Source organism: Mesorhizobium sp. P2_H9 (assembly GCF_056403215.1).
Window position 1 is genome coordinate 288,814 of record NZ_JBFUFX010000002.1, and the last position, 21,051, is coordinate 309,864.

The following is a 21,051-nucleotide window of genomic DNA, read 5'->3' on the forward strand; positions in this document are numbered from 1 at the left end:
TCCAGGAGAAGGAACACCCATGTCTGACATCAGCTTTCACGATCTGTCGTCGATGGATGCTGCGCAGCGGGCCGATTTGCTGAAGCGAGCCGAAGGCGATCTGTCGACTTTCGTCGAGAAGGTCCGGCCGATCATCCAGTCGGTCAGGGACGAAGGCGATGCGGCGCTGATCCGCTTCGCCAGGGAGTTCGACAAGGCCAGTGTGGCCGAAGGTGAGCTGAAGGTCTCGGAGGCCGAGTTCGATGCTGCGTTCGACACGGTCGAAAAGGACGTCATCGAGAGCATCAAATACGGTATCGGCAACATCCGGAGTTTCCACCTGGAGCAGCGGCCGGAACCGATGTGGCTGAAGGAGGTTCGGCCAGGCGCCTATGCCGGCGACCGATACACGCCGATCGCTTCGGTTGCGCTTTACGTGCCACGCGGCAAGGGTGCCTTTCCATCGGTGACGATGATGACCTCGGTTCCCGCCGTGATCGCCGGGGTGCCGCAGATCGCGATCGTGACGCCGCCGACATCGGATGGCTCCGTGGACGCCGCAACACTGGTCGCCGCGCGCCTTGCCGGCGTCGAGACCGTCTACAAATGCGGCGGCGCCCAGGCTGTCGCCGCAGTCGCTTATGGCACCGAGACGGTGAAGCCAGCTGTCAAGATCGTCGGTCCTGGCAGCCCGTGGGTGGTTGCGGCAAAGAGCTTGTTGTCCTCGGTCATCAACACCGGTCTTCCGGCCGGCCCCTCCGAAGCGATCATCTTTGTCGACGACAGCATCGACGGCGGCCTTGCTGCCCTCGACCTTTTGATCGAGGCCGAGCATGGGCCCGATTCATCGGCCTATATCGTCACGCATAGCCGCAAGGTTGCTGAAGCCGCCCTTGCCGCCATTCCGGAACACTGGTCGCGGATGACCGAGCAGCGTGTCGAATTTTCGCGTGCAGTGCTGACCGGAAAGCGCGGCGGCATCGTGCTGACGGCGTCATTGGAAGACAGCTACCGCTTCATCAACGACTATGCGCCCGAGCACCTCGAGATCCTGTCGAAGGAGCCGTTTGCGCACCTTGGGCAGATCACCGAAGCGGCCGAAATCCTGATGGGGCCGCACACGCCGGTGACGCTCGCCAACTTTGTCCTCGGACCCAATGCGGTGCTGCCGACCAGCCGCTGGGCGCGAACCTACGGGCCGCTTTCGGTGACGGATTTCGTCAAGCGCTCGTCCGTCGGCTATGTTACCTCGGCAGCCTATCCGGAACTCGCCGGGCATGCGCGCAAGCTGGCCCGCTACGAGGGTTTCAGTTCCCACGAAAACGCGATTTCAGAGATCCGCAACCGCTATCTCTAAGGGGTCGCCATGAAAGCCGTACGCCTGCATGGACCCGGTGACTTGCGCGTCGAAGACATCGCGGCACCAAGCGATCCCGATGCGGGCTGGGTGAAGCTGAAGGTCACGGCCGCGGGCATTTGCGGCTCGGACCTGCACAATTTCCGGACGGGCCAGTGGATAAGCCGATCTCCGTCCACGGCGGGGCATGAACTGACAGGCGAGGTGACAGCGGTCGGGGAGGGCGTGGACACGCTCGCCGTCGGCGACAGGGTCGTCGCCGACTCGCGCTTCTGGTGCGGAGACTGTGCTGAGTGCAGAGCGGGGCGCAGGCAGCACTGCAGCTCGCTTGGATTTGTCGGTGAAGTCTGCGATGGCGGCTTCGCCGAAGAGGCCGTCTTGCCCGCCCGTCTCCTGCACATCGTCGATGCCGCCCTTGACGAGCGGGTTGCGGCAATGGCCGAGCCGCTTGCGGTGGCTTTGCATGCCGTGCGGCGCCTGCCTAAAAACGGAGGTTCCGTCCTCGTCACCGGTTGCGGCCCTATCGGCGGTCTCGTTGCCTTGCTGCTCTCCCGAACATTTCAGGGGACCATTCTGGTCACCGACCGCAACCCGAGCCGCTGCGCGCTGGTGGCGCGAGTCACCGGCGCCGTGCCTGTCGCGCTGAACCGCGAAGCCATCGCCGCGGCCACGGCGTATACCCCCTTGCTCGCCGCTGTCGAAGCGACAGGCAGCATCGCCGTACTCGAGCAACTGCTGGGTGTTCTCGATCCGGGCGGCGCGGTGGCAATGGTCGGCATATTCCATGGCCGTCTCGATATCGATCCCAACACTCTGGTTGAACGGGAAATCACATTGCTGGGCTGCCATGCGTTTGCGGACGAGCTTCCCGACGCCATTGCGATGCTCGGCGAACTGACGCAGCCCCTGATCGAGTTGATCGACCGCGAGGTCGGCCTCGATGACGTGCCCGCTGCCTACGAGCGGTTGTTAGCGGGGCGAGCCAATGGCTTGAAAACGATCATCCGGATGCAGCAACCTGCAGAGGGCGCATGACTTTCGACAGATTGCCGGAAAGGACTTTGAAGATGAACACCTTGCCCAATACGGCGAGCCCGCTCTACGAAAAGGTGAAGGACTACATCCTGACCAACATCGGCACCGGGCGATGGAGCAAGGACCGCAAGCTGCCGTCCGAAAACGAACTCGTGGCATCGCTCGGCGTTTCCAGGATGACCATCCATCGGGCCTTGAGGGAGCTGACGTCGGCCGGATTTCTGGTCCGCATTCAGGGCGTTGGAACGTTCATTGCGCCGCCGCGGCCGCAGTCGGCCCTGCTGGAGATCAACAACATAGCGGCGGAGATTGTCGGGCGCGGCAACAAGCACCGTTCCGAAGTGCTCGTCCTCGAAACCATCATGCCGGCAAAGGAACTGATGCTTTCCTTCGAGATGGCCAAACGGGTTGCCGTCTACCATTCCGTCGTTGTCAATTTCGAGAACGACCTGCCCGTGCAAGTCGAAGAGCGCTTCGTCAATCCGAGCCTCATCCCCGACTATGACAAGCAGGATTTCACGAAGACGRCGACGTACGACTACCTCATGCAGAAAACCCCGGTGACCGAGGTCGAGCACATCATCTCGGCCATCCCGGCGGATACTGAGACCGCGCTGCATCTGGGCATCGAGGTCGGCGATTGCTGCCTCTTTCTGCATCGCCGCACATGGACCGGCGCCGTGGTGGCGACGATCAGCAAACTGACCTATGCGGGCAGCCGTTACACCCTCGGCAGCCGCTATTCTCCTTCCAAAAATGCCTGACCAGGAGAAGCCATGGCTTGTATATGCATGTATGTAGTTTTACTTCTTGACAACGGCTTTCGCCGACGTTGAAATGCCGCTGCACTTCCATGAAGGCTGCGGAAAAACGCCAGGGCAAGAGCCGCGAGAGCAGAACCCGCCTTCTCACCAGACCGGTGCTTTGTTGAAGAAGTGATCCGGCATCAAGGGGAACAATGACGATGCGTAACCTCACAGGACAATTTCGCGCGCTGTTCATGGCTGCGGCCATCGGCATCGCCGCCAGCCAGGCCGCAAATGCGGCAGATGCGACCATTCCCACCACGCCCGAGGCGGGTTCATTCAAGATCGGCATCGAACCGTGGCTTGGATATGGCCAGTGGCATATCGCCGAGGCCAAGGACCTGTTCAAGGCAAACGGGCTGGCGGACGTCCAAATCGTGAACTTCGCCCAGGACAAGGATATCAACGCTGCCCTGGCGAGCGGCCAGCTTGATGCAGCCAACATCGCGACCCACACGGCGATGGGTATGGTTGCCGCCGGCCTGCCGGTGAAAATCGTGCTGCTGCTCGATGTCTCGATGACGGCCGACGCGATGATCGCCGGCAAGGACATCACGTCGGTCAAGGATCTCAAGGGCAAGCAGGTCGCCTTCGAGGAAGGCACGACGAGCGATATCCTGCTCAAATATGCGCTGGCCAAAAACGGCATGTCCATCGACGATATCGTGCCGGTGCCGATGCCGGCGTCCGATGCAGGCGGCGCGCTGATCGCCGGTCAGGTTCCGGTCGCGGTCACCTATGAGCCCTATCTCACCGTGGCCATGGCTCAGAACAAGGACTTCAAACTGATCTTCACCGCCGGAGAGGATCCCGGCCTGATCAGCGACGTGCTGGTGGTGCGCGATGAGGTGATCAAGTCGCGCCCGGGGCAGGTGCTGGCCATGATCAAGACCTGGGATGCAGCCCTGAAGGACTACACCGCCGATACGCCTGGTGGCCGCGCCATCATCTCCAAGGCTGTCGGTTCGAGCGTCGAAGATCTCAACACGGCGTTTGACGGCGTGCGTTACTATTCGCTCGCCGAAAACAAGACGGCATTGACCGGTGATTTCTCGACCAAGACCTTTGCCGATGTCGAAGCCGCCGCCAAGAACGCCAAGCTGCTTCAGGCCGATGTGACGCCCGAGCAGATGATCGATCCGGCTTTCGTCAAGGCGGCTGAGTGACGAAGGCCTGACGTGGCAACGAAACGGCCGAGGAGCGTGCTGTGACCACGAGCCCGCCTTCGGAGCCAGTCACGAAACGCGCGCCGGCGCGCCGCCGATCCTCGGGGATCGGCGTGCCCATCGCCCGGTCGCGCTTCGTGATGATTGCCGTTGTGGTGTTCATTGGGCTCGGTCTTGCCTGGTGGGCAGCGACGAGCCTTGGGGCGGTGAAAGCGATCTTCCTGCCATCGCCCGGCAGTGTGGCAAGCCAGCTCGCCAAGCTCGCCGGCGACGGCACGCTGTGGATCGACCTCAAAGCGTCGATGTACCGTATCTCCATCGGATTCTTGATTGCCTCGGCCCTGGCAATCCCGATCGGCGTGCTGATCGGCAGTTTCAGGTCGTGGGAAGCAGCGGTCGAGCCGCTGGTGGATTTCATCCGCTACATGCCGGTGGTCGCTTTCGTGCCCTTGTCCATCCTCTGGGCGGGTACGGGAGACACGCAGAAATTCCTGATCATCTTCATCGGCACCTTCTTTCAGCAGGTCTTGATGATCATGGACAATGTGAAGCGGGTTCCGAAGGATTTCATCGGCCTTGGGCGGACACTCGGCCTGCCGGATCGCAAGATCCTGACCCGCATCGTGGTGCCGAGTGCCTTGCCGGGCATTTGGGACACGCTGCGCATCAGCCTCGGCTGGGCCTGGACATGGCTTGTGCTGGCGGAACTCGTCGCGGCGACCTCCGGCCTCGGCTATCGCATCACCGTGTCGCAGCGCTATTTCCAGACCAACACCATCATCGGCTACATCCTGCTGCTGGGCGTGCTCGGGCTGGTTACAGACCAAGTCATGAAGGCGCTTGAGAAAGTGCTGTTCCGGCAGGATGGCCAATCGCAATGAGATGCAGCCGATGAGTGTTCCCAAATTGCACATCGGAGGCCTCCACAAGAGTTTTGGCTCGGGGGAACGGCGTACGGAAGTGCTGCGCGACATCARTCTCGAYCTYGCCGACAACGAATTCGTCTCGCTSGTSGGCACMTCGGGCTGCGGYAAGAGCACGCTGCTTTCGATCGTCGCCGGACTGCAGGATTTTGACGCCGGCGAGCTTGCCATCGACGGTGCGCCGATCCTCCAGCCCGGGCTCGATCGCGGCGTCGTCTTCCAGTCCTACACGCTGCTTCCCTGGCTGACGGCGCAGCAGAACATCGAGTTTGCCCTCAAGGCCGCCGGCCATGACCGTGCGACCTGCCGGCGGATCGCGCTCGAGCATCTCGAACTGGTCAAGCTGCCGCACAGCGCCGATCGCTATCCCTCCGAACTTTCAGGCGGCATGAAGCAGCGYGTYGCCATYGCCCGCGCSCTSTCCTATCGMCCSAARATGCTGCTGATGGACGAGCCCTTTGGCGCGCTGGATGCATTGACCCGGCAYCAGATGCAGGAACTSCTSACCCAGATCTGGGAAGAACACAGGCTGACGGTGCTGTTCGTCACCCATGACGTCGAGGAGGCCGTCTATCTCTCGGACCGGATCGTCGTCATGGGCATTGGTCCCGGACGCATCACCCAGACCTTCAATGTCGACATTGAACGCCCACGCCGCGAAGAGGTCATGGAAACGCCGGCGTTCATGGATCTTCAGCGCGGTGTGCACAAGGCGATCCGCGAGGCGTCAAAACGTCCCGAGATGGCGTAGCCGGCGGCGGTTGAGCGTTGGCTGCGCATTCTCGTCGAAAATGTCAGCCGGCGACCAGGGCGCCTGGGACACGCTTCTCCGTTCGATGGAAGCAATGGCAGCGGGAGAGCGCCGCAGCCGAAATCGTCAGACCGGCAGCCCGAGCTGCTTTCGCAGGCTTTTGTCGAATGCGGACGCCGGGACGAAACGGCGCAAGAAACTGACCCGGCGCGCGATTTTGCCCGCCGCATAGCGCCTCTTGGGCGCGGGATCGGTCGCAGCCGCCAAAATGGTCTCAGCTACCACTTCGGGCGCATCGCCTGTTTCCATCGCTTTCCGCACGGCTACAGTCATGCCAGCGCGCGCGGAGTCATAAATATCAAGCAACTGGTCGGGGGCGGCGAGATTGTCCTCGAATGAGGTGCGGGTATAGGCGGGCTCCACCAACGAAACGCGAATGCCGAACGGGCGCAATTCGTGATCGAGCGATTCGGAATAACCCTCGATGGCATGTTTGGTCGACGCGTAAAGCGCGAAATAGGGAGCGGGAATGAACCCCTGTACCGAACTCAAATTGACGATTCTGCCCGTCCCTTGGCGTCGCATTGCCGGCAACACCGCGTTGGTCACGCGCAATACGCCGAAGACATTCACTTCGAACAGCGCCTGAGCCTGGGCGGTCGAGGACTCCTCCGCGGCGCCAAACAGACCCATGCCGGCATTGTTGACAAGCAGGTCGATGCGTCCGGCCTTGGCCAGAACGTCATCGACCATTTTCGCAACGGACGCGTCGTCGGTCACGTCGCAGGTCAGCATGGTAACGCCGTCGGATTGTTTGGAGGCCGTACGACGGCTGGTTCCGAACACGCGAAAGCCTGCGTTCAGTAAGGTGTTGGCCGTCGCGCGCCCGATGCCGGAGGATGCCCCCGTGACGAGGGCGACGCCAGGATTGGTCTTATTCATCGAAATCATTTCTTTCTTTGCGTTGGATCGGAGTGGGAGAAGCATGAAAGGTCGGAGCATAAGGCGTCAGTCCTGACTGCCTCTGGCGCTCGCGTCAGGCCACGGGGTGGTTCAAGCGCCCGAACAAGGCGCTGGCATTCACACCGCCAAAGCCGAAGCCATTGGAGATCGCGTACTCCATCGCCATTGGCCGGGGCTCGTTTGCGACGAAGTCGATGCCGTCGCCGGCCTGATCGGGAGCGCTCAGGTTAAGGGTCGGCGGGGCGATCTGATCCCTGAGCGCCAGGATCGCGAAGATGGCACCAAGCCCGCCGGCCGCTCCGAGCAGGTGCCCGGTCGCCGACTTCGTTGCGCTGACGGCTATCGCTAAATCGCGCCCGAATACGCTCTTGATCGCTTCGATCTCACCCAGGTCGCCGACCGGCGTGGAGGTCGCATGCGCATTGAGATGACGAACCTCGCGCGGCGAAATCCCTGCTTGCGCAATGGCGATCTCCATGGCTCGGCGCGCACCGCCGCCATCCTCGGGACCGGAAGTGACGTGATGAGCATCCGCGGTCGTCCCGTAGCCGACGAGCTCGGCAAGCGGTTTTGCGCCGCGCGCCAGCGCGTGGCTCAACTCCTCGATGACCAGCACGCCCGCTCCTTCGCCCATGACGAAGCCGTCGCGCGACTTGTCGAACGGTCGGGAGGCCTCATCAGGACGGTGATTAAAGGAGGTCGAAAGAGAGCGTGCCGCGGCAAACCCACCGAGGCTGACGATATTCACGCATGCTTCCGTGCCACCGCATACGGCAATATCAGCTTCATTGGCGCGGATAAGACGTGCCGCGTCGCCGATCGCCTGGATGCCGGCCGCGCACGCCGTCACCGGTGCGCCCAATGGGCCTTTGAAGCCATGACGGATCGAGATGTGGCCCGCCGCAAGATTCACGAGGAAGGACGGCACCGTAAAGGGCGACAGGCGGCGGACGCCACGCAGGTCTACCGTGCGCACCGCCTCGGTGATGGCGGGGAAGCCGCCAACCCCTGAGGCAATGATCGTTGCTGTGCGCAGGCGATCCGTTTCCAAGACAGGCTTCCATTTCGCCTGCGCAAGCGCCTCTTCCGCCGCAGCCAGCGCAAAGACAATGAACCGGTCTACCTTGCGCTGATCCTTCGCAGACAGGATGACATCGGGATCGAAACCGGCGTCCGGATCTTCATCTGCGGAGGGAACCACGCCGCCAATCTTCGCCGGCAGGTCTCCCACCACATCGTCCGGAAGCCTGCGGATGCCCGACCGACCGGCCAATAGGCGCGACCAGGACGCTTCGACATTGGCAGCAAGCGGCGTGACCGCTCCCATGCCTGTAACAACAATCCGTCGCATCTCTTCTCCTATCACTTGGGTGCACCGACAGCGCTACCGGCACCGCTCAAGCGGCGACTGCTTCGCGAACCTGATTGGTCCCAGCATCCAGAAAAGCTTGCGCAAGGTCGGGATCGTTGACGACCCGCGAGAGGAGCACCGCGCCGACCATTGTCGAGAGAATGGCCATGGCCTTGCCGCCAGTCTCCTCGCCGCTGGCCTCGCCAACCCAGCTACCGAGCATCTCAAGGTAATCCTTGATCCCGGCTTCGAATGACGCCTTCACCTCGGCGCCCTGCCTGGCAGCATCCGAGCCGAGCGCAACGACCGGGCAGCCGTCCATCTTTTCTCCGCGATGGCCCATACTGAGGTAGAATCCGATCACCGCGCCCAGCGGATCCTCGGGGTTCGCCGCAGTTGCGTCCGACCATCGGTGGGTGGCGCTCTCCATCGCCCGCCTGGACGCCTGCGCAGCCAGATCCTCCTTTGACGCGAATTGCTTGTAAAAGGCGCCTTGGGTCAGCCCGGCACCCTTCATCAGATCCTTGAGGCCGATGCCGTCAAAGCCGCGGTCCCGAAAAAGGCGGCTTGCGACGTTGATTACGGTTTCGCGGTTTTCCGCGGCCTGACTACGACTCACACGCATCGTCAGTCTCCATTTAGAGTTCGTTCGCAATCTATACCTATATAGATGACGAACGCAATCTATCAAGAGGAGATAAGAGGCGATCCGCAGGGCCTCAACCCAACGCAATTTCGCACCACCGGCATGTATGCCAGCCCTGGGCTACCAGCGGTTCTGGGTACCTCAACGCGCATTCCTGAACAGAGCCGTTGACGTCGGCACCGTTTCCCACTTAGGATTAAATCAAATTGATTTATCTTATTCGCCCGAAGAGGCGGAACGGCAATCAACCAAGGGGAAATGAAGCATGACCGCCAAGCTGCCAGACCCGAATCTGCGTTACCAGCAAGACCTGTCGACGGCGATTTCACGCCGGCGGCTGTTGATCGGCACGGCGCTCGTCGCCGCGACCATCGCCACGATTTTTCCCTTCGTCGTGCGATCGGCATCCGCCGAATCGGTGCTCGCCATGCACATCGAGGAGCAGACAAGCTGGGTGCAGAATTTCAACCCGTTCGATCTCGGCGGCCGCCGTCAGAGCACCATGGATTTCGTCTACGAGCCGCTGGTCATCTTCAACGACTATGACAGCGGCAAGCCGATCTACCGGCTGGCGACGGGTTACAAATTCTCCGACGATTTGAAATCGATCACCTACACGCTGCGCGACGGCGTCAAATGGTCCGACGGCCAGCCGCTGACCTCAGCCGACATGAAATTCACCCTCGACCTGATGCTGAAGAACCCGGCGGTCGACACTGTCGGTGTCGGCAGCAGCGTCGCCTCGGTCGAAGCGCCGTCGCCGACCGAAGTCAAGATCACGCTGAAGGACATCGACACGCATTTTCCGGAATCGATGGCCGATTTCCCCGTAGTGCCGGAGCACATCTGGAAGGATGTCGCCGATCCGCTCGCCTTCAAGAACGAGAAGCCTGTGGGATCGGGTCCGATGACGGAGATCCGCCGCTTCACCCCGCAGGTCTATGAACAGTGCCGCAATCCCAACTACTGGGATGCCGCCTCGCTGCATGTCGACTGCCTGAAGCTGCCGCAGATCGCCGGCAACGACCAGATGCTGGCGCTGTTGCCGGAGGGGTCGATGGACTGGATCGGCTCGTTCCTGCCCGAGATCGACAAGACCTATGTCGCGCTCGACAAGGAGCACAATGGCTACTGGCAGCCGCCGGCGGAAACCATCGCTTTCCAGATGAATTTCAAGACCGCCAAGCCGGCGCTGGCCGAAGCCTTCAACGACATCAATTTCCGTCATGCCTTCAGCCTGGTCATGGATCGCACGGCGATGGTCGATATTGCCGGCTTCGGCTATCCGGTGGTCAATCTGCACGCCAGCGGTCTGCCGCCGCGTTTCGACGCCTGGCGCAACAAGGCAGCCGAAGGCGACAAGGACGTCTGGATGACCTACGACGTCGACAAGGCCAACAAGGTGCTTGACGACGCCGGCTACAAGAAGGGCGCCGACGGCATGCGCACCACGCCGAAGGGCGAGCCGATCGCGTTCTCGATCATCGTTCCCAATGGCTGGACCGACTGGATCGACGCCGTTCAGATCGCCACCGAAGGCCTGCGCAAGGCCGGCATCAATGCCTCGGTGGCGACGCCGGAATATGAGCAATGGCAAAAGCAGATTCTCGACGGTTCGTTCGATGCGGTCATGAACTCGCGCGCCGACGGGCCGACACCGTTCCGCGGCTACTACCAGTCGCTGTCGACGGCCTTTGCCGGCCGTATCACCAGCGCACCGTCGCGCTATTCCAATCCGGAACTGGACAAGGTCTTCGACGCCTACCGCAAGGCGACCACCGACGACGAGCGCAAAAAACTGTTCGATCAGGTGCAAGTCCTCATCGCCGACAACTTTCCGGTGGTGCCGGTGTTCAACGGACCGACCTGGTACCAGTATTCGACCAAGCGCTTCACCGGCTGGGTGACCAAGGACGAGCCGGTGATGAACCCTGAAAACCACGACAACAACCGCCTGCGGCTGATGCATTTGCTGCGCCTGAAGCCCGTGCAATAGTCTGGGGCAAGCGCCCTTTTTCCCTGAGGGGAGGGGGCGTCCCAGCCCCGCCTTTTGGCGAGCAGCAGGGACAGACGCCGCGAGGTCGGACGACGGTGCTGGACGAAGCAGCCGTCGTCCCCCTTCCATCCGTCGCCTTCTTCCACAGGAAGAGAAGGCAAACCGAGCATAAGGACAGGTGAATGCGGATTCCTCTTCGACGACTCGGGGTCTATTTCGTCGCTTTCCTGTTCGCCATCGTCATGAATTTCACTGTCCCCCGGCTGATGCCGGGAAGTCCGGTCGACGGCATGATCGCGCAACTCGGGCCGCGCGCGACACCGGCGGCGATCGAAGCGATCAAGGCCCGCTTCGGCGCCGTCGAACAGCCGATGCTGGGGCAGTTCGTCGATTACATCACCGGCCTCGCCAGGTTCGATCTCGGCGTGTCGGTGAAATACTACCCGCAGACCGTCACCCAGGTTCTGGCTCGCTCCGCCGGCTGGACCGCCTTCCTGGTTACCACGGCGATCATCTTTTCCCTCTGCGTTGGAGTCTCCCTCGGCGCAGTGGCAGCCTGGCGGCGGGGCGGACGCTTCGATGCGTTCGTCTCGCCGTTTTCTGTCGTGCTGATCGCGATCCCTCCGGTCATCATCGGACTGGCGACCTTGTTCACCTTTGGCGTGACGCTGCGCTGGTTCCCGGTGGGCTATGCCTACAATCCCGACCTCGACCCGGGATTGAACTTCACCTTTTTCGGCAGCGTCTTCTGGCACGCGATCATGCCGGTGCTGACGCTGTCGCCCTATCTGATCGGCGAGTTCCAGACGACGACGCGCTCCTCGATGATATCGGTGCTTGGCGAGGACTACGTCACCATGGGCCGAGCGAAGGGGCTCGGCGAGACGATGGTGATGTTTTCCTACGCGTTGCGCAACGCCATGCTGCCGGTGCTGACCAATCTCGCGCTGATGCTTGGCGCCGTGTTCGGCGGCTCGATCGTCACCGAGATCGTCTTCAACTATCCCGGCCTCGGGCTGACACTGTTTACCGCCAGCGTCGCGCGCGACTATCCGGTCATCCAGGGCCAGCTGCTGCTAATGACGATGGCGACGCTCGGCGCCAACCTTCTGGTCGATCTTCTCTATGGGGTCGTCGATCCACGCACTAGGGAGGAGCGGGCATGAATTTTGGTTGGCGACTTTTGTGGCGGCAGAAGAAGGCCGTTGCCGGCCTGGTCATCGTCGCCGCGCTCTGCCTGATGGCGTTGTTCGCGCCGATCCTTGCGCCGACCGATCCTGGCGAGCGCGTCGGCCGCTCACATCAGCCGCCGACGGTCGAGCATTATTTCGGCACCACGAAGATGGGCCGCGACGTCTATGCGCAATTCGTCTGGGGCGCGCGCCCGTCGCTGGCAGTCGGTTTCGCCACCGGCCTGTTCATCACTGCGCTCGGCACCATCATCGGGCTTGTCGCCGGTTATTTCGGCGGCCGCACCGACGCGACGCTCGATCTGATCACCAATGCGGTGCTGGTGATCCCCAACATTCCGCTGCTAATCCTGCTTGCCTCTTTCGCCGGCACGGTCGGACCCGTCGCCATCATGATGATCATCGCGCTGACCTCATGGCCGTGGGGCGCGCGCATGACGCGTTCGCAGACGCTGGCACTCAGGAACCGCGAGTTCGTGACCGCCGCGCGCATGGTCGGCGAGCCGGCTTGGCGGATCATTTTCGTCGAGATCCTGCCCAATCTGGTGCCGCTGATCGGTATCAACATCGTCGGCTCGATCATCTACGCCATCGTGGCGCAGACGACGCTCGAATATCTCGGCTTCGGCGATCCGCTCAACGTCACCTGGGGGACGATGCTCTACAATGCGCAGAATTCGTCCGCCATCATCGTCGGTGCGTGGTGGGACATCAGTGCGCCGGCCGCCGGCATCGCGCTGGTCGGGCTGGGCCTGGCGCTCTTGAACTTTACCTTCGACGAGATCGCCAACCCGCAGCTGCGCTCCGGCCCGGCGCTCAGCCGCTGGCTGCGCCTCAACCGTCTGCGCAAGCGTGAGCTGGAGGCGGCACGGTGAGCGAGGCGCTGCTGCAAATCCGCGACCTCAGCGTCGACTATCTGCTCGACAAGGGGGCTTTTCGCGCGGTCAAGAACGTATCCTTCGACATCGGCCGCGGCGAGCTGTTCGGGCTGGCCGGTGAATCCGGCTGCGGCAAAAGCACGATCGCCTATGCCATCACGCGCCTCGCCAAGGCGCCGGCCTGGGTGGCGGGCGGCGAAATCCTGCTCGACGGCCAGGACCTGCTGAAACTATCGGAAAGCAAGCTGCAGGAGGTGCGCTGGCGGCGCATCGGCATGGTGTTCCAGAGCGCGATGAATTCGCTCAATCCGCTGATGCGGGTCGAGGCGCAGTTCCACGATGTGCTGCGCCGGCATACCGGTTCATCGCGCGAAAAATCGCGGGCGCGGGCAGAAGAGATGTTCAAGCTGGTCGGCATCCCGGCCAGTCGGCTCAGCGACTATCCGCACCAGTTCTCAGGCGGCATGCGCCAGCGCATCGTCATCGCCATCTGTCTGGCGCTGAAGCCGGAACTGATCATCATGGACGAGCCGACGACGGCGCTCGACGTCGTCGTGCAGCGTGAAATCCTCGAGCAGGTGATCGACCTGCAGCGTGGTTACGGGTTCTCGGTGCTGTTCATCACCCACGATCTGCACCTGATGGCGCAACTCTGCCACCGCATCGGGGTGATGCTGAAGGGCGAACTGGTCGAGGTCGGCGATGTCAGACAGGTCAGCCGCGCCCCGGCGCATGACTACACGCGAAAACTCTGGGGCGCGATCCCGCAACTGCCAGGCCTGGCAAAGGAAGCGGCCATATGAACGCCGTGCCGACGACCCCAATTGCCACGATCGAGGCCGAGCCGATCATCAGGCTGGATGGCATCGAGCGCAGCTTCGGTCTCGTGCAGGCACTGCGCGGTGTCTCGCTGTCGCTGCGGGGTGGCCATGCGCTGGCATTGGTTGGCGAGTCTGGCTGCGGCAAGACGACGTGCGCCCGCATCATCGCGCGCATGGATGCCCCAACCGGTGGCGACATGTTCTTCCGCGGCCACAGCATGACGCGAACCGGCACGGCGGCCGGCGAAAAGGCCTATCGCCGTGCCGTGCAGATGGTGTTCCAGGACCCATTCGCCTCGCTCAATCCGGTGTTTTCGGTGCAGCATCACCTAGCCCGGCCGCTGGCGCTGCATGGCCACGCCAAAAGCAAGGCCGAGCAAGTGAAAGGCGTTGCCGATCTGCTTGACTGGGTCGGGCTGGAGCCGGCGCTGACAGCGCACAAGTTTCCGCACGAGCTTTCGGGCGGTCAGCGCCAGCGCGTCAACATCGCACGCGCGCTCGCCGTTCAGCCGGAGGTGCTGGTTGCCGATGAGCCGACCTCGATGCTCGATGTCTCGATCCGCCTCGGCATCCTCGATCTCCTGGCGCGCATCAAGCGTGAGCGGCAGCTGGCGCTGCTCTACATCACCCACGACATCGCCACCGCGGCCCATGTCGCCGAAGAGGTGATCGTGATGTTTGCGGGACAGATGGTTGAGTGGGGCGACACACGGGCCGTGATCGGCGATGCCCGCCATCCCTATACGCGGCTGCTGCTTTCCGCCGTGCCGGACCCCGACCGGCCGTTCATTGCCGGCGACAGCGCCCGTTTTCTCGGCCACGCCGAGGAGGTGCGCCGCTTGAGCCGGCCAACGTCGACAGTGGTCGATCAGGTCGGGCCGAACCATTTCGTCCGCGCGTTGGGCGCTGTTTCCTGAAATTCACGCCGGAAGGTTTTCATGGACTATCTTGTCAATCTCTCGCTTCTCGCTCCCGATCCGGAACTCGACGCGCGCGTCCGCAATGCCGGCGTCACCATCCGTCGCGCGCTCGCCCCGGAACTCGAACTGGTCACCGACTGGGTCCGGCGCAAGTTCAGCTCCGGCTGGGCGGGCGAGACGGCGGTTTCCATGATGCGCCAGCCGCCGACTTGTTTCTTGGCCACCAAGGGGGAAAAACTGGTCGGCTTTGCCTGCCATGAATCGATCGCCCGCGGTTTTTTCGGCCCGACCGGCGTCGACGAGGCGGTGCGCGGCCAGGGCATCGGGCATGCGCTGCTGCTGGCTTCGCTGCTCGACCTCAAGACCATGGGCTACGCCTACGCCATCATCGGCGATGTCGGTCCGTCCGAATTCTACGAACGCACCGTCGGCGCGACGCAAATCCCCAATTCGGAGCCCGGCATCTATGCCGGCCTGCTGAAGTCGGCCGACTGATCTTTTCACGCTTACATATGAGATTGCCATGACCGAGACACTTGCCCTGCGGCTGGAGAGCTTCTGGACGCCCGCATCGGACAGCCAGGCGCTGGCCTATTCGCTGAAACTCACCAACGCTTCGAGCAGGGCCCTGCAGGATTTCCGGCTCTGCATCAGCGGCCCGGCGCGGGTCGACCCCGCCGCCGCAGTGGAAGGCGCCACACTGGTCAATCGTGTGTCGAACCATGCCGAGTTTGCGCCACCTGCCGGCTTCGTGCTTGAACCCGGTGCGGCCTGGACATTGACGGCGCGCGGCCTCAGTTACCCGCTGCGTCACTGGACGGATGGCGCCACCGGCGCCTATCTCGTGCTGGCTGATGGCAGCGTCCAGCGCATCGCCGTCGAGCCGACGAAGGCCAAAGGCGACAACGCGCCGCTGAAGCGCGGCGCCGAGCCCTATCCGGTGCCCGCCGTGGCGCCAGTCCCCATCTCAGTGATCCCCTGGCCACGCCAAGTCGAAGTGTCCGGCGCCTTGCCCGCGCCAGCCGGCATCGACCCGAGGCCAGAAGGCGAAGAGGCCAAGGCCGCGGTGGCCGCCTTTGCCGAACTCAGCACCAGGCTGTTCCCTGTCGAAGGCCTTGTGCGCCCTGCGGCAGAAGGCGGCTTCCCGGTCAATCTGTCCCGCAAGGACGGGTTCGGGCCGGAAGCCTATGCGATCGATTTTGCGGACGGTGCCGCGACGATTTCGGCGGCAACGCGCACGGGGTTTCTCTACGGGCTGATCACGCTCGGCCAGATCCTGCGCGGCGCCAGCCAGCATCCCGCAACCTTTGTCTTCCCGGCGCAGGGAGAAATCCGTGATGACCCGTCGCTCGGCTGGCGCGGCTGCCATCTCGATACGGCGCGACAGTTCTACGCCTCGGCCGAGATCGAGCAATTCCTCGCCATTTTTGCCTGGAACAAGCTCAACCGCTTCCATTGGCATCTGTCCGACGATGAAGCGTGGCGGGTCGAGATATCAGCCTATCCGCAGCTGACCAGCATCGGCGCCTGGCGCGGCCACGGCCTGCCGATCCCGTCGCTGCTGGGATCGGGTCCCGGCAGGACCGGCGGCTATTACACCAAGGCTGTGATCCGCGAGATCGTCGCGCTGGCCGGCCGGTTCGGCATCGAAGTGGTGCCGGAGGTCGACGTGCCCGGCCACTGCTACGCCATGCTCGAGGCATTGCCCGAGCTGCGCGATCCCGGCGAGCACGGCCAGTATTTTTCCGTGCAGGGATTTCCCAACAACTGCCTCAACCCGGCGCGCGAAGAAACCTACCAGGTTCTCGAAACGATCTTCGACGAGATGATCGAACTGTTCCCGTTCAGGGCCATCCATGTCGGCGCCGACGAAGTGCCGATCGGCGCATGGTCGGGCTCGCCACAGGCCTTGCGGCGGCTTGCCGAACTCGGCGGCGAGGGGTTGGCGCAGTCGCATGCCAAGCGGCTCGGCGTGGTCACCAACACGCATGGCGCCGACGAGATCGACGGCTCGGGCGCTGCCCTGCTGCAAGCCCAGTTCCTCAAAAGGATACAAACATTCCTTGCTTCCCGCGGGTGCATCACCGGCGGCTGGGAAGAAGCCGCGCATGGCAACGTCATCGACAAGACGAAGTGCTACCTGAACGGTTGGCGCAACGTCGAGGTTTCGGCGGCCCTGGCCGGCGAAGGCTATGACATCGTCGTCAATCCGGGACAGGTCTACTACCTCGACATGGCCAACAGCCAGGAATGGTCTGAACCGGGCGCTGCCTGGGCCGGCTGGTCATCGCCCGAGAAGCTTTATAGCTTCGATCCGGTGGCAGGCTGGAGCGCGGCGCAGAAAAAGCATTTCCTCGGCGTGCAATGCTGCATCTGGTCGGAACCGATGACCGACCGCGCCGTCTTCGACAGGCTGGTCTTTCCCAGGCTGTCGGCCCTTGCCGAGACCGGCTGGACGGTGCCGGAGCGAAAGTCGTGGGAACGGTTCAGCGCACTCGCCGGGCTGATGCCTGTGCTCTACGGACTATCCTAGTCTAGCGTCGGACGTCCGTTCAGGACGCCCGCATCAGTTTGTCGTAGCGTTTGGTCAGGCGGTCGCGCTTCAGGCGCGACAGCCTGCCCGTCCAGAAGATACCGTCGAGTTGATCGATCTCATGTTGGTGGCAGACCGCCAGCAGACCATCGGCATCCTCGAACCGCTCGTTGCCGTCGAGATCCTGATAGCGAACCCGTATGCGTGCGTGTCGCTCGACGTCTTCGGTGACACCGGGCATCGAAACGCTGCCTTCCGCGTGGCGGATCATTTCAGGCGAGGCCTGGATGACAGATGGATTGACATAGATTCCCGGCTTTGCGGCAGAAGGCAGCTGGATCACGACCAGGCGTTTCAAAATGCCGATATGCGGGCCGGTGATACCTATACCAGGTGCCGCGTGCATGGTGTCGATGAGATCGCCCGCCAGCTTGGACAAGTCGTTGTCGAACAGCTCCACCGGATCGGCGATGGCACGCAGAAGCGGATTGGGAAATCTTACAATCGATCGAACCGCCATAGGATCTTATCCGAACGGTTTCTGCAGCACGTCGAATTGCGGGTTGGTCTCCGAAAAAATCGGCAGCGCGGCCGCGCCCAGAACCGAGGTGTCCTTGCCGGCGGCGCCAACCAGCACCCTTGGTACCGTGCGGGTGCTGGTCGAGCTGACCGAGAGATACAAGGGGTCGAGTCGGCTCGCCAGAAGCTCGATGACGGCCAGCGGCATGAAGCCGCCGAGGACGACGGTTTCAGGATCGAGCGCCAGTTCCAGCACATTGATCGCCTGGCGCAGCGGCGCGGTGGCTTGTGCGATCCATGGTTCCATGCGGCTGTCGCCGCTTGCCAGCAAAGCCTCGAGCAGTTCCGGCGAGGCATGATCGGGATCGGGGATCTCCAGACATTCATAGGCGGCGCGCAACGAGACGTAGCGTTCAAGGCAGCCGCGCTTGCCGCAGCCGCATTCGAGGCCGCCAGGACTGACGATCATATGTCCGATCTCGCCGGCGTTGTGGCGGGTGCCCTTGTAGAGATGGCCATCAAGAAACAGGCCGGCGCCGAGGCCGGTGCCGATGAACAGATAGACGAAGCTGCTGAGGTTGCGGGCAACGCCGTAAAGCCGCTCGCCGATGGCCGCTGCGGTGGCGTCGTTCTCCACCGTCACCGGAATGCCGGTCAGCCGCTCGAGTTCTTCGGCAACGGGGAAATCCTGCCAACCAGGCAGTGCCGTTGGCCCGACCGAAGTCATGCCCTCGACGTCGAACGGGCCTGGCATCGCCATGCCGATGCCAAGCAGGCGGCTGCGGTCGAAACGAAACGTCCGCATCAAATCATCGGCAATCGCAGCCAGCAGTGGCATCGCCTCGGCAGGCGTCGGCCGGTCGACCGGCCGTTCGAAACGGGCCCGAACCGTGCCGGAGAGATCGGTGATGACACCCACCGCCAGTTGATGGTCGAGTTGCAGGCCGATCGAATAGCCGCCGTCGGGATTGATCGAATAGGGAACGGCCGGCTGACCGCGAGCGCCCTTCTGCGACGCTTCCGGGCGCAGCAGCTCCTCTTTTTCGAGCTCCTCGACGATGTTGGAAATGGTCTGTGAACTCAGTGCTGTCAGTCGCGCGATGGCCGCACGCGACAAGGCGCCGTTGGTCCTGATCGCTTCGATCACCACGCGGCGATTGTGTGACTTGGCCTGTTCGAGATTGGTGCCGGCGATGGCTTTCTTGACTATCATGATGACCAGCTAGACGAGTCTTTGCGAATTATGATCCTAAAAATAAATCAATCATCTTGATTTAATTAATGTCAAGCGATTGATTTCAGCCGAGGGCCTGCCCGGTCCGCAAGCGCGACATATTGGAACACGCGGGTAGCGGGGGACTGCAGGCCGGCTGCACCGGCTGCGTGTTAAGTTCCTGGTAACTCTCCCGCGCAGCGTGGCTGAAACTGGCCCAGGCTTTCGATTCTGAAGGACAATGCGCTTTGGGTGCACCTGGGCGTCAATAACCGGCTCCGAACGGAAAGCCCTTGGGCTTGGCGATCGTCACGCCGTAAAGCGCCAGAGCGTCTGCGGCGAAGTAGCTTCTCAACGCTCCATCGCAAATTGCATAGCCCCAATTGATCAAACCTTCTTGCTGCGCCTTGGGCATTGCCTGCAGCCGAGTTGGGATTGCCGCCAGCGCTGCCGGATTGCGCCTGGCACAGCCGAGCGTGTCGTCAGCCACCTTGTAGTCGGCAAAACGCGCCCGCACGCTCCAATAGCAACCGGAATGGTCCTTGCGGTTAAAACCGTCGATCAAGCGGCGCTGACGCAGGCTGCGCACCTGATTGTCGATCACGTCGAGAACGCGGATCGAATGGCGGGTCCAATCTGTCGACGGTGATGGCTCCGGCGCTATCTTTTGGCCAGCATCGCTGACGAGGAGGGTGGTGTAGCGTTTCTCGACGGTTTCAAGCCCGAGATTATCATAGACACCGCCGTCGCTCAGATAGACCGAGCGACGAAAGCTTGCAGCCGTCAGATCGGCGCCGTCCACGTCGTCGAACGGCTGCGAGATCTTGAGCGGCAACGGGGATAGCAAAGGGGGGAACGCCGACGACGCTGCTACCGCCAAAGCCAACGGAATTGTCGGTTTGCGGACCAGGCCAACTCTGTAGTCACCCATGTAGTCGCGGCTAAAGCGCCAGAGAGCGCTGCTCTGGATGTTGGTCGCGTTGACAACGAAGCGTGGACCCTCTCCAGCCAGATCGTCAGGCAGATCCTGCAACGTCTTGCCCCCGAACAACACCTTGTCATAGGCGGCAGCGACCTTTTCGCCAATCGTGCCGGGTAGCAGGATTCCGCCGATGATCGCGCCGGCGTCGACCGAGGTATCCGCCATCTTGCGTACGGCTTTGACGACGATATCGAGGTTGGTGGCGACATTGTCAGGCCCGAATGCCAGCTCGGACCATTTCATGCCCAATACGGCTGCCGTGATCGAACCACCCGATACGCTGGAGACACGCGCGATTCGTTTCAGCAGCCCCGCCTCATTGAGGCGGATCAGGGCTCCGAGATGGAAAATCATCGCTCGGTATCCACCACCGGACAAGGCGAGCGCGATGCCCTTTTCAAGCTTGGCCGGTTGGTCCTCGGCAAGTATTGTGTTGGCGGGCATGGCATTTTCCTTCTTGAAAACACGCCATTGGTCAGGCGAAAGCCTCACCGGTTACTCATGAACAGTTTGCGCTCAAATCCACGATTGCACGAGCTTCCACTGCAAATCGTTTTCGAGAACGCTTCCGTCTGTCATGCGTCGCCCGCCCAAAGCGCGTATCCTGAGGGGGTGGCAATTTTATACTCTGTGGCGGCCTTCACATTGCGGCCGCATTTGGAAGCCGCGTTGCGGGAATGCTTCTTTGAACCGGACGCTGCACACGCGGTCTCGACGGGCTTTGTACCTCAAACGGTCTCTTCTGGGATGGGCGTCTGATGTTTCATTCGATAGCCGCAGCCTTGGCTCGCCCATAAGCGCTAGGAATTTCGCCGGAAAAGGCATTCGCGCTGCACCCTTGATCGCGTCTCACAGCACTCTTGCGCGAGAATGCCTTCCCCAACACGTCTCCGTTCGGGGAGGGGCTGGTAGCGGGAGAGGGACTTGAACCCCCGACCCCAGGATTATGATTCCCGTGCTCTAACCAACTGAGCTACCCCGCCAGGGCGGCGAAAGGCCCGAAATCCGCCTCAAATCGAAAG

General features: G+C 62.4%; 19 protein-coding genes and 1 tRNA gene. 13 read left to right on the plus strand and 7 right to left on the minus strand.

Annotated elements, in window-relative coordinates:
* The first annotated feature begins 19 nt into the window (after positions 1-19).
* From hisD to AC1DXN_RS04440, 6 genes are all read left to right on the plus strand, one after another.
* Positions 20-1,336 (plus strand): histidinol dehydrogenase, encoded by a 1,317-nt coding sequence (gene hisD, locus AC1DXN_RS04415; protein ID WP_477272944.1) that lies wholly within the window; start codon positions 20-22, stop codon positions 1,334-1,336.
* A 9-nt stretch (positions 1,337-1,345) separates the two neighbouring features.
* Positions 1,346-2,371 (plus strand): zinc-dependent alcohol dehydrogenase, encoded by a 1,026-nt coding sequence (locus AC1DXN_RS04420; RefSeq protein ID WP_477272942.1) that lies wholly within the window; start codon positions 1,346-1,348, stop codon positions 2,369-2,371.
* A gap of 32 nt (positions 2,372-2,403) precedes the next feature.
* Positions 2,404-3,135 carry a histidine utilization repressor gene (gene hutC / locus AC1DXN_RS04425; protein WP_477421492.1) on the plus strand — a complete coding sequence of 244 codons (732 nt, stop codon included), beginning with the start codon at positions 2,404-2,406 and terminating at the stop codon, positions 3,133-3,135.
* A 194-nt stretch (positions 3,136-3,329) separates the two neighbouring features.
* Complete coding sequence (locus AC1DXN_RS04430) at positions 3,330-4,343, plus strand: ABC transporter substrate-binding protein (RefSeq protein ID WP_477272940.1); 1,014 nt, start codon at positions 3,330-3,332, stop codon at positions 4,341-4,343.
* A gap of 113 nt (positions 4,344-4,456) precedes the next feature.
* Positions 4,457-5,224 (plus strand): ABC transporter permease, encoded by a 768-nt coding sequence (locus tag AC1DXN_RS04435; protein WP_477272938.1) that lies wholly within the window; start codon positions 4,457-4,459, stop codon positions 5,222-5,224.
* A gap of 10 nt (positions 5,225-5,234) precedes the next feature.
* Complete coding sequence (locus AC1DXN_RS04440) at positions 5,235-6,017, plus strand: ABC transporter ATP-binding protein (protein WP_477421471.1); 783 nt, start codon at positions 5,235-5,237, stop codon at positions 6,015-6,017.
* A gap of 126 nt (positions 6,018-6,143) precedes the next feature.
* Here the strand turns inward: AC1DXN_RS04440 and AC1DXN_RS04445 are convergent, their stop codons facing one another.
* The 3 genes from AC1DXN_RS04445 to AC1DXN_RS04455 all read right to left on the minus strand — a co-directional run bounded on the left by AC1DXN_RS04445 (position 6,144) and on the right by AC1DXN_RS04455 (position 8,956).
* Entirely contained in the window at positions 6,144-6,959 is an 816-nt protein-coding gene (locus AC1DXN_RS04445; protein ID WP_477272934.1) for an oxidoreductase, read from the minus strand.
* A gap of 94 nt (positions 6,960-7,053) precedes the next feature.
* Positions 7,054-8,331, minus strand: a complete 1,278-nt coding sequence (fabF, locus tag AC1DXN_RS04450; protein ID WP_477272932.1) for a beta-ketoacyl-ACP synthase II — start codon at positions 8,329-8,331, stop codon at positions 7,054-7,056.
* 46 nt (positions 8,332-8,377) lie between these two features.
* Positions 8,378-8,956, minus strand: coding sequence for a TetR/AcrR family transcriptional regulator (locus AC1DXN_RS04455; protein ID WP_477273397.1), 579 nt, complete (start codon positions 8,954-8,956; stop codon positions 8,378-8,380).
* 448 nt (positions 8,957-9,404) lie between these two features.
* Here AC1DXN_RS04455 and AC1DXN_RS04460 point away from each other — a divergent pair, with 448 nt between their 5' ends.
* From AC1DXN_RS04460 to AC1DXN_RS04490, 7 genes are all read left to right on the plus strand, one after another.
* Entirely contained in the window at positions 9,405-10,973 is a 1,569-nt protein-coding gene (locus tag AC1DXN_RS04460; RefSeq protein ID WP_477245909.1) for an ABC transporter substrate-binding protein, read from the plus strand.
* Between the two features lie 182 nt (positions 10,974-11,155).
* A complete protein-coding gene (locus AC1DXN_RS04465) occupies positions 11,156-12,139 on the plus strand; it encodes an ABC transporter permease (protein ID WP_477272930.1) in 984 nt (327 codons plus the stop codon).
* Positions 12,136-13,038 (plus strand): ABC transporter permease, encoded by a 903-nt coding sequence (locus tag AC1DXN_RS04470; protein ID WP_477272928.1) that lies wholly within the window; start codon positions 12,136-12,138, stop codon positions 13,036-13,038. The genes AC1DXN_RS04465 and AC1DXN_RS04470 overlap by 4 nt, the downstream gene beginning before the upstream one ends.
* Positions 13,035-13,844, plus strand: coding sequence for an ABC transporter ATP-binding protein (locus AC1DXN_RS04475; protein WP_477272926.1), 810 nt, complete (start codon positions 13,035-13,037; stop codon positions 13,842-13,844). The genes AC1DXN_RS04470 and AC1DXN_RS04475 overlap by 4 nt, the downstream gene beginning before the upstream one ends.
* Positions 13,841-14,779 (plus strand): ABC transporter ATP-binding protein, encoded by a 939-nt coding sequence (locus AC1DXN_RS04480; protein WP_477272924.1) that lies wholly within the window; start codon positions 13,841-13,843, stop codon positions 14,777-14,779. The genes AC1DXN_RS04475 and AC1DXN_RS04480 overlap by 4 nt, the downstream gene beginning before the upstream one ends.
* A gap of 21 nt (positions 14,780-14,800) precedes the next feature.
* A complete protein-coding gene (locus AC1DXN_RS04485; protein ID WP_477272922.1) occupies positions 14,801-15,277 on the plus strand; it encodes a GNAT family N-acetyltransferase in 477 nt (158 codons plus the stop codon).
* Between the two features lie 28 nt (positions 15,278-15,305).
* On the plus strand, positions 15,306-17,315 hold the full coding sequence (locus AC1DXN_RS04490) for a beta-N-acetylhexosaminidase (protein ID WP_477272920.1): 2,010 nt from the start codon (positions 15,306-15,308) through the stop codon (positions 17,313-17,315).
* Positions 17,316-17,334: 19 nt separating this feature from the next.
* Here AC1DXN_RS04490 and AC1DXN_RS04495 read toward each other — a convergent pair whose 3' ends face one another.
* The 4 genes from AC1DXN_RS04495 to AC1DXN_RS04510 form a co-directional block, all read right to left on the minus strand.
* A complete protein-coding gene (locus tag AC1DXN_RS04495; protein WP_477272918.1) occupies positions 17,335-17,835 on the minus strand; it encodes a peptide deformylase in 501 nt (166 codons plus the stop codon).
* Positions 17,836-17,841: 6 nt separating this feature from the next.
* Positions 17,842-19,047, minus strand: a complete 1,206-nt coding sequence (locus tag AC1DXN_RS04500) for an ROK family protein (RefSeq protein WP_477272916.1) — start codon at positions 19,045-19,047, stop codon at positions 17,842-17,844.
* Positions 19,048-19,312: 265 nt separating this feature from the next.
* Positions 19,313-20,473 (minus strand): patatin-like phospholipase family protein, encoded by a 1,161-nt coding sequence (locus tag AC1DXN_RS04505; protein ID WP_477272914.1) that lies wholly within the window; start codon positions 20,471-20,473, stop codon positions 19,313-19,315.
* A 462-nt stretch (positions 20,474-20,935) separates the two neighbouring features.
* A tRNA-Met gene (locus AC1DXN_RS04510) sits at positions 20,936-21,012 on the minus strand.
* Positions 21,013-21,051 lie beyond the last annotated feature (39 nt).

What these genes read in the sequence shown, in the direction of transcription:
- AC1DXN_RS04480 (WP_477272924.1), top strand. Translation starts at nt 13,841, where the DNA reads ATGAACGCCGTGCCGACGACCCCAATTGCCACGATCGAGGCCGAGCCG.
- AC1DXN_RS04430 (WP_477272940.1), top strand. Translation starts at nt 3,330, where the DNA reads ATGACGATGCGTAACCTCACAGGACAATTTCGCGCGCTGTTCATGGCT.
- fabF (WP_477272932.1), bottom strand. Translation starts at nt 8,331, where the DNA reads ATGCGACGGATTGTTGTTACAGGCATGGGAGCGGTCACGCCGCTTGCT.
- AC1DXN_RS04420 (WP_477272942.1), top strand. Translation starts at nt 1,346, where the DNA reads ATGAAAGCCGTACGCCTGCATGGACCCGGTGACTTGCGCGTCGAAGAC.
- AC1DXN_RS04465 (WP_477272930.1), top strand. Translation starts at nt 11,156, where the DNA reads ATGCGGATTCCTCTTCGACGACTCGGGGTCTATTTCGTCGCTTTCCTG.
- hisD (WP_477272944.1), top strand. Translation starts at nt 20, where the DNA reads ATGTCTGACATCAGCTTTCACGATCTGTCGTCGATGGATGCTGCGCAG.
- AC1DXN_RS04490 (WP_477272920.1), top strand. Translation starts at nt 15,306, where the DNA reads ATGACCGAGACACTTGCCCTGCGGCTGGAGAGCTTCTGGACGCCCGCA.
- AC1DXN_RS04500 (WP_477272916.1), bottom strand. Translation starts at nt 19,047, where the DNA reads ATGATAGTCAAGAAAGCCATCGCCGGCACCAATCTCGAACAGGCCAAG.
- AC1DXN_RS04495 (WP_477272918.1), bottom strand. Translation starts at nt 17,835, where the DNA reads ATGGCGGTTCGATCGATTGTAAGATTTCCCAATCCGCTTCTGCGTGCC.
- AC1DXN_RS04455 (WP_477273397.1), bottom strand. Translation starts at nt 8,956, where the DNA reads ATGCGTGTGAGTCGTAGTCAGGCCGCGGAAAACCGCGAAACCGTAATC.
- AC1DXN_RS04460 (WP_477245909.1), top strand. Translation starts at nt 9,405, where the DNA reads ATGCACATCGAGGAGCAGACAAGCTGGGTGCAGAATTTCAACCCGTTC.
- AC1DXN_RS04505 (WP_477272914.1), bottom strand. Translation starts at nt 20,473, where the DNA reads ATGCCCGCCAACACAATACTTGCCGAGGACCAACCGGCCAAGCTTGAA.
- AC1DXN_RS04470 (WP_477272928.1), top strand. Translation starts at nt 12,136, where the DNA reads ATGAATTTTGGTTGGCGACTTTTGTGGCGGCAGAAGAAGGCCGTTGCC.
- AC1DXN_RS04485 (WP_477272922.1), top strand. Translation starts at nt 14,801, where the DNA reads ATGGACTATCTTGTCAATCTCTCGCTTCTCGCTCCCGATCCGGAACTC.
- AC1DXN_RS04445 (WP_477272934.1), bottom strand. Translation starts at nt 6,959, where the DNA reads ATGAATAAGACCAATCCTGGCGTCGCCCTCGTCACGGGGGCATCCTCC.